General features: G+C 43.6%; 11 protein-coding genes, 1 tRNA gene and 1 pseudogene. 9 read left to right on the top strand and 4 right to left on the bottom strand.

The features are described from left to right. The 5 genes from carB (at nucleotide 1) to MKX59_RS10030 (ending at nucleotide 5,225) form a co-directional block, all read left to right on the top strand. A complete protein-coding gene (carB, locus tag MKX59_RS10010; protein ID WP_023989424.1) occupies nucleotides 1-3,216 on the top strand; it encodes a carbamoyl-phosphate synthase large subunit in 3,216 nt (1,071 codons plus the stop codon). Between the two features lie 67 nt (nucleotides 3,217-3,283). After that, entirely contained in the window at nucleotides 3,284-4,078 is a 795-nt protein-coding gene (pyrF, locus tag MKX59_RS10015; protein WP_081391159.1) for an orotidine-5'-phosphate decarboxylase, read from the top strand. Further along, the gene (pyrE, locus tag MKX59_RS10020; RefSeq protein ID WP_071558489.1) at nucleotides 4,075-4,716 is read left to right on the top strand and encodes an orotate phosphoribosyltransferase; all 642 of its coding nucleotides are present in this window, start codon (nucleotides 4,075-4,077) and stop codon (nucleotides 4,714-4,716) included. The genes pyrF and pyrE overlap by 4 nt, the downstream gene beginning before the upstream one ends. Nucleotides 4,717-4,862: 146 nt before the next feature. Then, entirely contained in the window at nucleotides 4,863-5,027 is a 165-nt protein-coding gene (locus MKX59_RS10025) for a hypothetical protein (RefSeq protein WP_014282411.1), read from the top strand. A gap of 124 nt (nucleotides 5,028-5,151) precedes the next feature. Further along, nucleotides 5,152-5,225, top strand: a tRNA-Ile gene (locus tag MKX59_RS10030). Nucleotides 5,226-5,327: 102 nt separating this feature from the next. Here the strand turns inward: MKX59_RS10030 and MKX59_RS10035 are convergent. Continuing rightward, nucleotides 5,328-5,528, bottom strand: a pseudogene (locus tag MKX59_RS10035) (uridine kinase); the annotation flags it as partial. Nucleotides 5,529-6,280: 752 nt separating this feature from the next. Between MKX59_RS10035 and MKX59_RS10040 the strand changes: the two are divergent. After that, on the top strand, nucleotides 6,281-6,820 hold the full coding sequence (locus MKX59_RS10040) for a GNAT family N-acetyltransferase (protein ID WP_076295457.1): 540 nt from the start codon (nucleotides 6,281-6,283) through the stop codon (nucleotides 6,818-6,820). 178 nt (nucleotides 6,821-6,998) lie between these two features. Here the strand turns inward: MKX59_RS10040 and MKX59_RS10045 are convergent, their stop codons facing one another. Together MKX59_RS10045 and MKX59_RS10050 are read right to left on the bottom strand one after the other, a co-directional pair. Further along, entirely contained in the window at nucleotides 6,999-7,331 is a 333-nt protein-coding gene (locus tag MKX59_RS10045) for a hypothetical protein (RefSeq protein WP_068942323.1), read from the bottom strand. 283 nt (nucleotides 7,332-7,614) lie between these two features. Then, nucleotides 7,615-9,111: a GDSL-type esterase/lipase family protein gene (locus MKX59_RS10050; protein ID WP_069080402.1), complete on the bottom strand. Its 1,497-nt coding sequence runs from the start codon at nucleotides 9,109-9,111 to the stop codon at nucleotides 7,615-7,617. A 168-nt stretch (nucleotides 9,112-9,279) separates the two neighbouring features. Between MKX59_RS10050 and MKX59_RS10055 the strand changes: the two genes are divergently transcribed. Next, complete coding sequence (locus MKX59_RS10055; RefSeq protein WP_023989420.1) at nucleotides 9,280-11,541, top strand: helix-turn-helix domain-containing protein; 2,262 nt, start codon at nucleotides 9,280-9,282, stop codon at nucleotides 11,539-11,541. Here MKX59_RS10055 and MKX59_RS10060 read toward each other — a convergent pair. After that, a complete protein-coding gene (locus MKX59_RS10060) occupies nucleotides 11,538-12,437 on the bottom strand; it encodes a carbohydrate ABC transporter permease (RefSeq protein WP_028540498.1) in 900 nt (299 codons plus the stop codon). The genes MKX59_RS10055 and MKX59_RS10060 overlap by 4 nt on opposite strands. 269 nt (nucleotides 12,438-12,706) lie before the next feature. On the opposite strand from MKX59_RS10060, the gene MKX59_RS10065 reads away from it, so the two are divergent. Then, nucleotides 12,707-13,666: an ABC transporter permease gene (locus MKX59_RS10065; protein WP_023989418.1), complete on the top strand. Its 960-nt coding sequence runs from the start codon at nucleotides 12,707-12,709 to the stop codon at nucleotides 13,664-13,666. A 21-nt stretch (nucleotides 13,667-13,687) separates the two neighbouring features. Further along, entirely contained in the window at nucleotides 13,688-14,311 is a 624-nt protein-coding gene (locus MKX59_RS10070) for a YesL family protein (RefSeq protein WP_023989417.1), read from the top strand. Nucleotides 14,312-14,319 lie beyond the last annotated feature (8 nt).

The raw sequence follows: 14,319 nt of genomic DNA on the forward strand, positions 1-14,319 counted from the left end.
ATGCCGAAAAATACAGAACTTAAAAAAATACTTGTGATCGGTTCCGGTCCGATCGTCATTGGTCAGGCAGCAGAATTTGATTACGCTGGTACACAAGCTTGTCAAGCGCTCAAAGAAGAAGGCGTCGAGGTAGTACTGATCAACAGTAATCCGGCAACCATCATGACAGACACCAACATGGCAGACAAAGTATACATCGAGCCGATCACACTTGATTTTGTAACACAGATTATCCGTCAAGAGCGTCCAGATGGTCTGCTTCCTACGCTGGGAGGACAGACAGGTCTGAATATGGCAGTGGAACTGGCTCGCGCCGGAGTGCTGGAGCGTGAAAACGTCAAGCTGCTGGGAACTCAACTGAATTCGATAGAACAAGCCGAAGATCGTGATCTGTTCCGTGATTTGATGCGCGAGTTGGAACAGCCTGTACCAGAGAGTGTAATTGTAACAACCTTAGAGGAATCGTTAGAATTTGCTAACGAAATCGGTTATCCAATTATCGTTCGCCCTGCTTATACGCTAGGGGGAACAGGCGGTGGTATCTGCTCTACAGAAGAAGAACTGCGTGAAACCGTCAGCTCTGGCTTGAGATACAGTCCAATCGGACAATGTTTGGTGGAAAAAAGTATCGCAGGTATGAAGGAAGTCGAGTATGAGGTCATGCGTGACGGCAATGATAACTGCATCGTTGTTTGTAATATGGAGAACTTTGATCCAGTCGGCGTGCATACTGGTGACAGTATCGTCGTAGCTCCGAGTCAGACGCTGTCAGATCGCGAATACCAGATGCTGCGCTCCGCTTCTCTGAAAATTATCCGCGCCCTCAATATCGAAGGCGGCTGCAATGTACAGTTTGCGCTTGATCCGCACAGCTATCAATACTATGTAATTGAAGTAAATCCGCGCGTAAGCCGCTCCTCGGCACTGGCTTCCAAGGCAACTGGATATCCGATTGCTAAAATGGCTGCCAAAATTGCACTGGGCTACACGTTGGATGAAATTGTGAATCCGGTAACGGGACAAACGTATGCTTGCTTTGAGCCAACACTGGATTACATCGTGAGCAAAATACCACGCTGGCCATTTGACAAATTCATTTCTGCCAACCGCAAGCTGGGCACGCAAATGAAAGCAACGGGTGAAGTCATGGCCATCGGACGCACATTCGAAGAGTCCATCCATAAAGCGGTACGGTCGTTGGAAATCGGTGTAAACCGTCTGCATCTTAAGGGAGCCGAACAGCTGTCTGATGACGTGCTCAAGGATCGCCTGATTAAAGCAGATGATGAGCGTTTGTTCTTGGTAGCCGAGGCGTTCCGTCGCGGCTGGCAGCAGCAGGAGATTCAAGATTTGACGAAAATTGACTGGTGGTTCCTCGATAAGGTAGAGGGAATCGTCAAGTTCGAAGCCATCATCGCTGGAGAGTCTGAGCTGACCTACGAAACACTCTATCAGGCCAAACGTAAAGGTTTTACCGACCGCTCTATCGCCGAGATTCGCAGTATGGGCCAAAACGACAGTATGACAACCGAGCGTGAGGTACGTGAATTCCGTCTAGCTCAAAACCTGCGTCCGGTCTACAAAATGGTAGATACGTGCGCAGCCGAGTTTGAAGCCACAACTCCGTACTACTACTCCTCTTACGAGGTGGAAAATGAAGTTATTCCATCTAACAAAGAGAAAGTTATCGTACTCGGCTCCGGACCGATTCGGATCGGGCAAGGGATTGAATTTGATTACTCCACCGTACATGCGGTATGGGCTATTCAAAAAGCAGGCTACGAAGCAGTGATTATCAATAACAACCCGGAGACGGTATCTACGGACTTTAACACATCCGATCGCCTCTACTTTGAACCGCTCTTCTTCGAAGATGTAATGAATGTCATCGAGCAGGAAAAACCGATTGGGGTTATCGTCCAGTTCGGTGGTCAAACGGCCATTAATCTCGCAGCTCCGCTGAGTGCGGCAGGCGTGAATATTTTGGGTACGAGTCTGGAAAGTATCGATGAAGCGGAAGACCGGAAAAAGTTCGAGCAACTTTTGTCTCGTCTGGCTATCGCACAGCCTAAAGGCAACACGGTCACATCGGTAGATGAAGCAGTAGGAACCGCACAGGCGCTAGGCTATCCGGTCCTGGTACGTCCATCCTACGTTCTGGGCGGGCGCGCTATGGAAATCGTGTACTCAGATACGGAATTGCTGCGGTACATGGAAGAAGCGGTTAAAATCAATCCAGAGCATCCGGTGCTCATCGACCGTTATATGCTGGGTAAAGAAGTTGAGGTCGACGCCATCTGCGACGGCGAGACAGTATTGGTACCAGGCATTATGGAGCATGTAGAACGGGCCGGGGTTCACTCAGGTGACTCGATCGCGGTGTATCCACCACAGCACTTGTCTGCCGAGCTGAAACAAAAAATTGTGGAAATTACAATCAGTATCGCCAAAGAATTAAAAACGATCGGTCTGGTAAATATCCAGTTTGTCATTCATCAAGACCAGGTGTACGTGATCGAGGTTAATCCTCGCTCCTCGCGGACGGTTCCTTTCTTGAGTAAAGTAACGAATATCCCGATGGCGAATCTGGCTACACAGGCTATTTTGGGCGGTAAGCTTAAAGATGCAGGTTATTCAGAAGGCCTTTGGCCTGAAAGTAATTATGTCTCGGTTAAGGTTCCGGTATTCTCCTTTGCCAAACTGCGCCGTGTAGAGCCGACGCTGGGCCCAGAAATGAAATCGACAGGTGAAGTCATGGGACGCGATATTCAGTATGCCAAAGCACTGTACAAAGGACTTGTGGGGGCTGGCATGAAAATTCCATCCACTGGAGCAATCATCATTACAGTGGCAGATAAGGACAAAGAAGAAGCTGTCGAGTTGATGCAGGGCTTTTACAGACTGGGCTATAAAATTATTGCAACAGGTGGAACGGCGGCTGCTATGAAGCAGGCCAATATTCCGGTGAACACGATCAACAAGCTGAGCGAAGGTAACCCGAACATCCTGGATATGATCCGTACGGGTGAAGCCAACTTTGTCTTCAATACGCTGACCAAAGGCAAAACGCCAGAGCGTGATGGATTCCGTATCCGCCGTGAAGCGGTTGAGAATGGCATCGTCTGCATGACCTCACTGGATACAGTACGCGCTTTGCTAAGAATGCTGGAAACGATCAATTTCACATCCGAATCCATGCCGGTCCTAAGCAACTAATGCGTTACGAATAGATGTGAGGAAATAAGTAGCACAGGGAAGGACATTCATCAGCTTCGGCTGACGGATGTCCTTTATCACGGGCAAATGTACCCGAATTGACGTGAAAAGGGGATGTAGAACGGTGAATGGAGCATTTCAGCAGATGGCAGGACGGCTGATGGTTGCATTAGATTATCCCAATGCACAACAGGCTGAGCAGTTAATTCGGCAGCTAGAGGGAATTCCCTGTTATATAAAAGTAGGTATGCAACTGTTTTATAATGCAGGGCCAGCTTTTGTAGAACAGCTAAAGTCCAGAGGATACTCCGTATTTCTGGATTTGAAAATGCATGATATCCCTAACACGGTGCGGGGAGGGGCAGAGAGCATTACCCGCCTAGGTGTGGATATGTTCAACGTACATGCTGCTGGAGGCATTAATATGATGTCAGCCGCTAAAGCTGGTGCAGAAGCAGCTATTTCCGCAGACAGTTCGCTTTCCATGCCGCTCATTATTGCAGTCACACAGCTGACCAGCACGGATCAGACGACCATGAATAAGGAGTTAGGTATTCCTGGTACGGTACAGGATGCAGTAGTTCGTTACGCACAACTGACCCGTGAGGCGGGACTGGATGGTGTGGTAGCTTCACCTTTGGAAGTGCCTGCCATTCGTGCTGTATGTGGATCAGACTTTAAGACGATAACTCCTGGCATACGCCCGGCAGGTAGTGCTGCAGGCGATCAGTCGCGTGTGCTTACACCTGGGCAAGCCATTGCCCAAGGCAGCAGCTACATTGTTGTTGGACGTCCTATCACCGCAGCAGCAGACCCACGTGCCGCAGCGGAACACATTATTGAGGAGATGATACAAGTATGACCACATTCAATAGTATCCCCGAGCAAATCGCATCCCATCTGTTACGTATTCAGGCGGTGGCATTGCGCCCGCAACAGCCTTTTACATGGACATCCGGCATTAAATCGCCAATCTACTGTGACAATCGTCTGACCATGTCCTACCCGGAGGTACGCGAGCTGATCGCAGACTCATTTGCTGCCCTCATTCGTGAGCAATATCCCGAAACCGAAGTCATTGCAGGGACAGCTACAGCAGGGATTCCTCATGCGGCCTGGGTGGCGCAAAAGCTAAATCTGCCAATGGCCTATGTGAGGGACAAAGCCAAAGGACATGGGAAAGAGAACCAAATTGAAGGCCGCATCGGCGCAGGACAAAAGGTTATGGTCATCGAGGATCTCATTTCTACAGGAGGCAGCTCCATTAAAGCAGCACAGGCCGTAGCACAAGCAGGCGCTCAGCCGTTAGCGGTACTAGCTATTTTCAGCTACCAGCTAGACAAAGCGACTCAAGCCTTTGAAGAAGCAGGTGTGGAGCTGCAAAGCTTGTCCAATTATACAGCCCTGATGAACGTTGCCTTGCGTGAAGGAACTATTCAGGAAGAAGAGATGGAACTGCTGCGTTCCTGGCGTCAGGATCCGACTTCCTTTGGCAAATAAGATGAGCTATAGGGGCCAACAGAGCTAATGATTAGAGCGATTCGTACTCGTGCTAACCATTGTAGATTGTTATGGCTCAGGCCGTGTAAATCGAATTCGATCCGGTTACACTAACTCCTACCATCATGTGAAAAGAGGGAGTTCGGATGTATTGGATTTACTATGGCAGACTGTACACGACTAAATTTCAGGCAGGATGTCTGGCAAAAAGGTTGGAGCACGACGGCTGGATGTATGGCTACAATGATCCCCGCGCAGTGGAGGTGTACCGCTCGCGCAAAGGTCGTTATGGTGTCCGATTTATTCCGTAAGTCCACAAAAATAATTTTGTAAAAGAAAATTTTCGAAAGACTATTGACGAAACACAAGAAAATGTTGTATATTAATTAACGTTGCTGTTATGAATGTGTAACGTGAATATACAAATTTTTTTGAGGGCCCTTAGCTCAGTTGGTTAGAGCGGTCGGCTCATAACCGATTGGTCGGGGGTTCGAGTCCCTCAGGGCCCATTTCCTCAAAAACCCTTGCGTAGCAAGGGTTTTTTTGTTGTTTATAGAGGGTGAGAAAATGGAGGAAAGTAGCCCCTTTATGAGGGAGCGATTATAATCCTTCCCACGAGTACAGTCTCCGTCTCTTTCAAGACCTCTTGAAAGCCTAATTTTTCGTGGACAATCAACCCAAACTTTGAAGTCATATTTGTCTTCTAGTTCCTTTCGGATGGAATATACTCCTTCGATTATGACAATGCCGCCAGCAGGAACAGTATGCCATTCCGATAACTTATCGGTTTCCCAGTCATACCTTTGATAACGGACAGCTTTCAGAAATCATTTTGCGATCGTTATATCGTCTTTTCGATGCCTGATTTGACTATATTGTGTGGACGGAAGGGTCTACATTTCGGGTAGAATGACGGGGTAGGGACCAGAAGGTTATTATGCCTACAGGAGATGGGAAGCGCTACTTTAGAAAATATTAGGGACTAGTGAGTTTTACTTTTAGATCTAAAAGAGGACTCCACTGACTGAAAGCTGGTGTGAGTCCCAGTGTATTTCCTTAGATGACTTTAAACGTGAGCATTTCAATAGAGATGTTTAACTAAGGCAGCTGTCCTGCTCCGAGGTACTTATTCTTTGAAGTATTCCATGAATACGTCGCTATAGCTAAATTCCATCCTCCCTCAGGTCTGTACTTTTTCCAATATTGTTTAACGGTTCCCTTTATATCAACTTGTACACCCTGATCGCCCATAATGGAAAGTTTATTAAATAATGTACCGTTTTTATATTGATAAGCATAAAACAGTGTATTTGATGGTCCATATTCAAACGTTATTGCTATGTGCTTTTCTTTTTTGGATACTTGATAAATCTGAATAGTAGGCTGTTCAAAAAATTGATCACTAATTATATTTGTGTTAATTAATACAACAGCCCCTTTAGAATTAACAAGAAAAAAATCACCCGCTTCAGTAAGTAGGAAGTATTCCTTCGCAATTCACGTACAGTTGTCACACTTAAATGTAGAAGAGTGCTAAAGTAGGTAAAAGGATGGGAGTGGTATTTTGAAAATAGATCAAGTTTTTGAACATGACATAAGTCAAGAGTTAGCAGCCAGTATACAAGCATTATTAATGGACAGTTTTTCAGAAATCTACCCTACGGATAGAATTTATTTCAAGCAACTTCCACATTTTAGACTTCTAGCTTTTAACCATGATTATCAACTTATAGGGCATGTTGGATTAGATTATAGGATAATGAATCTAAACGGAGAAACCATAAGAGTACTGGGTTTAATTGATTTGTGTGTTTCAAAAAATGTTCGATCACAGGGAATAGCTTCAGCACTGCTTTTAGAAATTGAAAAGTTATCCGTTACACGAAATATTGATTTTATACTTTTATTTGCTGATAATATGAACTTGTATTTAAGAAATGGATATAAGCCTGTAAAGAACAAAATTAAATGGTTAAAAATTGATAATGAAAAAATTATTACAAATGGAATAGGCTTTGAGAAAATTGATGGAATAATGATTAAAAAAGTAGGAAAGATAGATTGGAGTGAGGGAGACTTAGATTTTTTGGGGTATCTTTATTGATCTCACGAAAGTTTAGAAAAGAGGACGTTCGAGCATTTGGCACTCAATTTGAGGAGCATTTAAATAAAACTTCTCAAGAGTCGGTTAATAGAGTTCAATGAAAACTAATAAAGGATTCCGCTGATAAAAAAGCTAATATGAGTTCTTTTCGACCCATAAAAATAGCACTGCTTTTATCTTAGGACACCTTAACAGTGTACACCATTCTCAATTTACCGTTACCGCCGTAAATCTCAACTCTTGCAGTCGTTGCAGTAGTAGTTGTTACCACCCCGGAAGCGGAGACGGTGACATTTCCGCTCGCCACTTTATAAGTATCCCCTGGGTAATTTGACAACGCATAGGAATAATTACGTGGCAACGTAGCCGTTCTGTAGTATACTCCGTTAACTTCTACGACAGGCGTAATTACCGGAGAAGGGCCTACAGATGCGGACGCGCTAGGGACGATAATACTCCCAATAAGTCCCAGAGACATAGCTGTTGATAATAATATTTTCTTAGTTTTCATAAAAAAATCCTCCTTATGTATGATCTGAGCTCCTAAAATATACCATGTAAAGTTATGGATTTCACTTAATTCGACAAATGTTGTCAAAATAATACAACAAAACGATTCTAAAGTCCTATAAAATACAAAAGAATTAAAATATAACAATTTAAGTTTTTTATTTACCATACTTTTGAACTATTCTCCTAGCTGTATAGTCTTTGATCCACACGGAATAAAAAACGGACGTCAGAGTGATTAGCTCCAAGTCCGTTTTGTGTTTGTATCTATTTAGTTCTTGATATCAGTTGACAAGTTGGTGTGCAAGCCTCTCATCGCTGTCTAGATTCCTTTCTACCATACGTTGTTTTAATGCAGACAGTTCCGCACACTGTCGAATTGCTTCCGCTACAAGCTGGGCGACCTGTTTGGCTCCTTCGTCAGAAAAATGGGTATTATCCGTTACACCAGCGGGGTAATTAGGATGCGTTTTTTCAGGCAAATGCATAAATAGCTGCTGTGACTCTTTTCCACCCATTGAACGATATAGCTGCTGAGAAGCTTTAAAAATATCGAGCAGGGGTGTTTTGGTTTCCGCGGCTACTTGTCTCATGGCAGCAGGATAGGCTCCTACAGCCAGCGGATCAGGTTCACCGTCTGCTTTGAAGCGGCGGCGGCTTACAGAGGTCAATAGCACTGGAATTCCACCACGCTCCCGAGCGGACTGAATGTATTGAATTAAGTTTTGACGATACTCTCCATCAGGATCGGTATAGCGAGTGGGGTCTTCTTTTTTCTCATCGTTGTGTCCAAATTGAATAAACAGATAATCTCCAGCTTGAATATCTTTTTCAATATCAGCTAACCGGCCTTCTGCTATAAAAGATTTGGTGCTTCGTCCATTGACGGCACGATTGTCCACATGAACAGACGGTGCCAAGTAGCTTTGCAAGTGTTCGCCCCAGCCTGTCATCGGTTTTTCGGTAGCCCCTTTTTGAGCTGCAGTGGAGTCCCCAGCGATAAACAGTCGAGTTGTCATCTGTTGCCTTGCCTGAGCATATCCATGTTTTTGAAGCCAAGTTTCCGCCAGATTAAGCCATTGATGGCATTCATGGTTGTCCTCTGACAGCCCCAAGCCGTGTCGCCCTTCCTCAAATACATGCAGTTCAAACGGAATACGTTCTCTGGATAATGAAAAAGCGAACAACAGACTATTTTCTACCGGTACAGCGCCATCATTGGCTGTAGTCCACATCAAAGTTGGAGGTGTCTGTGAAGTTACTTGCCGATCGGATGAAAAGGCTTGGAGCTGCTCCAGCGTCGGCTGTTCCCCTAAAAAATGTGTACGGCTTCCGATATGTGTATAAGGCTCATGAAATGAAATTACAGGGTATCCCAACAACAGAAGATCTGGTTTTACCATCCCTATAGTGGAGACAATGGAGGCCAAGTGACCGCCTGCTGAAAAACCGATGAGCCCCACTTGATCAGGGATGACTAGCCAATCATGCGGTGTTTGGCGAATCCATTGCAGAGCATGTTCTACATCCTTCAACAAGGAAATAATCTCGAAATCGCCGACTTGATACTCCAGCACACCCGCATGAATACCTAGATCATTCAACCACCGAGCTATAGGCTCTCCTTCATGTGAGGCCAAATGCTCGTAGCCACCGCCAGGTAATACCAATATAAAAGGACGAGCTTCACGAACTGCTACGGGATAGAGGGAGAGAAAGGAAGTGTCTGACGGAAATTCTTCTTTTATAATCGGTTCTTTAGGACTAACAACATGTAACATAAATAACTCCTCCAAATTTCTTTTTAACTGCCGCAAACCAAACAAAATCGACTTAAATTGGAATGATACGGATGTAAAAAATAATGCACACGTGAAAAAAATGATTTAAACCTTGTTATGAAAGCGCTATAATTTTGTTGTGATGCAAAGAGCCAGAGGGGGAGCGCAATGAAAAAAGGAAGAATGTTCTATACTATTTTTATTACGATTCTGGTTTTGGGAATAGGATTGGTGGCCAGTTTTGGCAGCTACATCTATTTTACAACAATTAGCTCCGTTGTGGAGAGAGTTTCCAATACCAAGCAAAGCTACATGGCACAGATCAGAAATAGTCTGGAGCAGAAAATTCAAACGATTGAATATGCTTTTAATACGTATAGCACGACCAGTTCCTTTAATGATGTTGTGAAAAATCCCATTACAGAAAAAGATTTTATAGCGTATCGGAATGTGAATACTCAGCTCAATTATATTGCTACGATGGGATTAGAGGGAACGGAATATTCGCTAATCAGTCTAAATCAGAATTGGAGAATCTCCAATGGAAGCCTGTCCTATTTGACGAAAACGGAACGAGAAAAGCTGATTAGTACCTATATCGACCACCAAGAGAAGGGACTATTCTGGGTTAAAACAGATAAAGGAATTCGTTTTGTTAATACCTTGCCTGTATTCTCTAAGAAGAAGCAAGCCATTGCTTTGTCGGATATTTCGCTGCAAACGTTAAATCATACGATTCAAACCGAGGATCATATGGCTGTTTTTATTTTGAATAAACAAGGCGATTTAATGTATGAAACCCAGCCTGCTGAACAATTATTGTCCACCCAACAGCTTCAGCATATTTCAGAAGCTGCAGTGAAGCCGAACAACACAGGTATGTTAACTTTGGAGAAAACGGATCAGCAGCCTGCACGACAAGTCATTTATGCCAAATCTGCTTACAACAATTGGACTTACTTAACGGTATTAGATAAGAAAGAAATTGCGGATGCCTTTCAAACGACCAAATTTGGGATCATCATGATGGGACTTGTATTAACGCTCTTAATGGTGGTAGTGGCGTACTTCATTGCCATTTACTTTACAAAGCCATTTCAGCAAATAAAACGAAGCTTGCCTAAAAATCCTAATTTCGCTTTCAAAAATGAACCTTCTAAAAATGAAATTGAATGGATTATTAATTCAATCGATAACATTGTAACCGAGAAAGAAAGCTTGGAAAGTCTCATTCAGTCCGAAATGCCACAGTTGGAAACCCAATTGATTCTCAACCTGTTCCGCAAACGTATTTCTGCAGAGGAATTGGCACGAAAAATGCCACGCTTGGGTTATCCGCCGATCGAGAATCAAATGTATATTACCTTGTTAGTCCAACTGGATAATCTGGGAGATCGAGAGCCCTCGGATAAAGATGTTTTGCTGCTGGCTATTAATAAAATCGTAGAAGAAACGATTCCAGAGCAGCAGCGAATGCTTCCCATCATTTTGAACGATAACACTCAGGCCACCATATTAATTCTGACAGGTAAGAGCGAACAGGAAATGAGAAAGCAAGTCCTAGATGATGCGACCCTTTTGGTTCGAAACGTAAAAGAGTATTTGAATGTATCCATCAGCATCGGCATTAGTACGGCGTATGATAACTTATTAGAAAGTAAAGAAGCCTGTGAGATGAGCAAGCAAGCTTTGCATCACCGTTTAAATTTAGGCAAAGAATCAATTATTTTTTATGAAGATATTTCCATGGTCATTTCAGGTCCGGTGCTGCTTCATTATCCTACGGAATTGGAATCAAAACTGTTTGATGCCATCCGAATAGGGGACGAAGAGCAGGTATACCATACCGTGCACTCTTTATTGGAGGAAATGATGATAAAAAACAATCATTCCATGAACTTTGAAGTGCTGTTGGTACGGTTTGTGAATAACCTCATCCAATTGGAGCAGCTATTAGGGATTGAAGTGCTGCTGACGCAAGACAACCATGCCTTGTATCATCGTTTGCTGGACATCCGTAACCCGGAAGAGATAGAACGTATGCTGATAGAGCAAGTTATTTTCCCCATGGTAAAAAGCATGAAGGAGAAGACCAATCAGCAATTCCGCTGTCTCTCGGAGAAAATTGCGGCTATTATCCGTGCTGAATATGACCAGGAATTATCATTAGAACTCATTGGAGACCGACTTCATTACAATCCGAATTATTTAAGCAGCATTTTCAAAAAAGAATACGGAACGACGTTTAGTGAATATCTAATGGGCTACCGGTTACAAATGGGCAAGAAATGGCTTGTTGAGACCGATATGACGATTAAAGAAATCGCTGAGCGACTGCAATATCATAATTCGCAAAACTTTATCCGCTCTTTTCGGAAAAAGGAACAGGTTACACCAGGAGCTTACCGAAAGATGAAGCAAGCCAATTAGCCTTTAACCGCTCCTAATAAAGCTCCTTTGACAAAGTGCTTTTGCACAAATGGATACACGATTAACATCGGAACGGTCGCAATGACAATGACTGCCATCTTAATCGTCTGCGCAGGCGGGATGACATCTACAGCAGTTCCTTCTGCCTGCATACCACTGGAAACGATTACAATTTGACGTAGCAAGACTTGAATCGGCCATTTGGCAGAATCATTAATATAGAGAATGGCGTGCATATACGTATTCCAGTAGGCAACAGCGTAGAATAGAGAGATGGTTGCAATAGAAGGCAGGGCTAACGGCAACATAATTTTAAAGAAGATACCAAAATCGTTGCACCCGTCCATCTTGGCTGATTCCTCCAAATCATCTGGCAGCGCCTGAAAAAAGTTACGCATGATAATCAGGTTAAACGCATTAATGGCCACGGGAAGAATCAAGGACCAATACGAATTGATAAGCCCCATGCTTTTTACAACCAGGAATGTCGGAATCATCCCCCCACTAAACAACATAGAAAACACGACAATGAAGTTAATCGTATTGCGGCCAAGTAGATATCTTCGGGATAATCCATAAGCCATAAAAGCAGTAAATATCATACTTACAACTGTACCGACGACCGTTACTCCAACCGAAACCCCGAGACCTCTAAAAATGGTGGGAGTCGACAGAATATAGCGATAGGCATCCAAGGAAAAAGTAACGGGGAATAAAATGAACTTCTTGGCTATCACTTCTTCAGTTGAGGCAAAAGAGCTGGCGATGATATTCAAAAAAGGTAAGAGACAAGTGAGGGCAATGAGAATCAATAGTGTACTGTTTACAATGTTGAAAATACGGCTGCCCAGCGATTCTTTTTTTCGTAATTTTTGTTTTCGTAATGGTTGCGTCAATGTGGTTGACCTCCTCGTAATCGTTTACATGTCAACCTTATCAAGAGGAAAGAATTCCGTATATAATCAAATCTTGAGGTGTTCTCTAATCATGGAGAAAAGCGGATGATCATTAGGTTGTGTTGTAATCATTAGCTAAGGTGAAAAGGTTGAAAAGTAGGCTGTATACTCAATTTTGTAAACGCTATCATTTGATGATTATATGCGGAATGCTGAAAATCGCGTACTCTTGAAAACGTATACAGGAACGTTTGAAGGAGGTCGAACTAATGAAAGTTTCAAGTGTCCCCGCACCAAACATGAAAATGAAAAAGAACAAAAGAACGACAGAAAGCCTTTTACGAATGCAGAAACACAAGTTGCTCTATTTAATGGTTTTACCCGGACTGGTGTACTTCATTATTTTTAAGTACTTTCCTATGGGGGGATTGGTGATTGCATTTCAGGATTATCAAGCTTTTCAGGGAATCACGGGCAGTCCATGGGTAGGAATGAAGCATTTTATTCGTTTGTTTACCGAGCCTACGTTTTTTATGCTGCTTCGTAATACACTGGTTTTGTTTGCGCTGAACATTGTAATCTTTTTTCCATTGCCCATCATTTTGGCACTCATGCTGAACGAGGTTAGGAAGATGTTTTTTAAAAACATTATTCAAACCATTATCTACATCCCGCACTTTATGTCATGGGTTATCATTGTTTCGATTTCTTATGTATTCCTAACCGTAGACGGTGGGGTGCTGAATGAAATGATTGCCGCGCTGGGCGGTGAGAAGATCAGCTTCTTAACTTCTCCTCAATGGCTGCGAACCGTCTACATCGGGCAAGTGATTTGGAAGGAACTCGGCTGGTCTACCATCATTTATCTATCTGCGATTACAGTGGTAGATACGCAATTGTATGAGGCAGCAGAGATGGACGGAGCTGGACGCCTGAGAAAGACATGGCACGTTACCTTGCCTGCGATCCGCCCAGTCATTATTACATTATTAATTTTGAAGATCGGTAGCACGTTGGATTTGGGCTTTGAGCATATGTATCTGCTATTGAACTCATTAAACCGCGAGGTTGCCGAAATCTTTGACACCTACATTTATACTGCGGGCTTAAAGAATGGACAATTAAGTTTCAGTACGACGGTAGGACTTTTTAAAGGTGTAGTAGGGTTAATCCTGATTATGGGCTCCAATCGACTGGCCAAGAAATTTGGTGAAGACGGCGTTTACTAATGACGACGGGAAGGATGCAAAATGGTACGGTTTGTAGAAAACATGAACAAATGGTGCATGCGCCTGCTGCGCCTGGTCTACCTTAACTTGCTTTGGACGGTTGCGACGATTCTGGGCTTGGGTTTTATAGGCGTTGGGCCTGCAACCGTTGCTATGCTTAGTATTTTAAGGCAGTGGATTCGGGGCAATGAGGAAGTCGCCATTTTCTCGACGTTTGTACGTTACTTTAGAGAAAGCTTTAAAGAAGCAGCAATCATTGGCGGGCTTTACAGCCTTGTGGGTTACGTGCTCTACGTGGATATAGTCAACGTCTCGTCCTGGTATGTTCGTGTGGTGACGCTTATTGGAGCCTTTTTGTATCTCATCTCTTTGGCCTACATTTTCCCGCTGCTGGCTCACTATGATTGGAAAGGTATCGGACTGAAGGTCAAAATGTCGATAGTGATTGGATTTTCGTATTTACAATATACGCTTGTTCTTTTTGTAGCCATTGTCGTGCTTTTTGCATTGATTCTAGGCTTGTACCCAGGAATTCTAACTTTTGCCGGAGCAAGTATTATGGGTTATCTCGTGATGTGGATGACGCATCAGGTGTTCAGCAAAATAGAGCGAGAGGTTCTGGTGAAAGAGGAAGATATGGCATAAATATATAA

It is taken from the genome of Paenibacillus sp. FSL R7-0340 (assembly GCF_038002205.1).
Taxonomy (GTDB): Bacteria; Bacillota; Bacilli; order Paenibacillales; family Paenibacillaceae; genus Paenibacillus; species Paenibacillus polymyxa_B.

Bases quoted from the DNA above. Each gene is read 5' to 3' on its own strand.
- carB (WP_023989424.1), top strand. From the start codon at position 1: ATGCCGAAAAATACAGAACTTAAAAAAATACTTGTGATCGGTTCCGGT.
- pyrF (WP_081391159.1), top strand. From the start codon at position 3,284: ATGTCCTTTATCACGGGCAAATGTACCCGAATTGACGTGAAAAGGGGA.
- pyrE (WP_071558489.1), top strand. From the start codon at position 4,075: ATGACCACATTCAATAGTATCCCCGAGCAAATCGCATCCCATCTGTTA.
- MKX59_RS10025 (WP_014282411.1), top strand. From the start codon at position 4,863: ATGTATTGGATTTACTATGGCAGACTGTACACGACTAAATTTCAGGCA.
- MKX59_RS10045 (WP_068942323.1), bottom strand. From the start codon at position 7,331: ATGAAAACTAAGAAAATATTATTATCAACAGCTATGTCTCTGGGACTT.
- MKX59_RS10050 (WP_069080402.1), bottom strand. From the start codon at position 9,111: ATGTTACATGTTGTTAGTCCTAAAGAACCGATTATAAAAGAAGAATTT.
- MKX59_RS10055 (WP_023989420.1), top strand. From the start codon at position 9,280: ATGAAAAAAGGAAGAATGTTCTATACTATTTTTATTACGATTCTGGTT.
- MKX59_RS10065 (WP_023989418.1), top strand. From the start codon at position 12,707: ATGAAAGTTTCAAGTGTCCCCGCACCAAACATGAAAATGAAAAAGAAC.
- MKX59_RS10070 (WP_023989417.1), top strand. From the start codon at position 13,688: ATGGTACGGTTTGTAGAAAACATGAACAAATGGTGCATGCGCCTGCTG.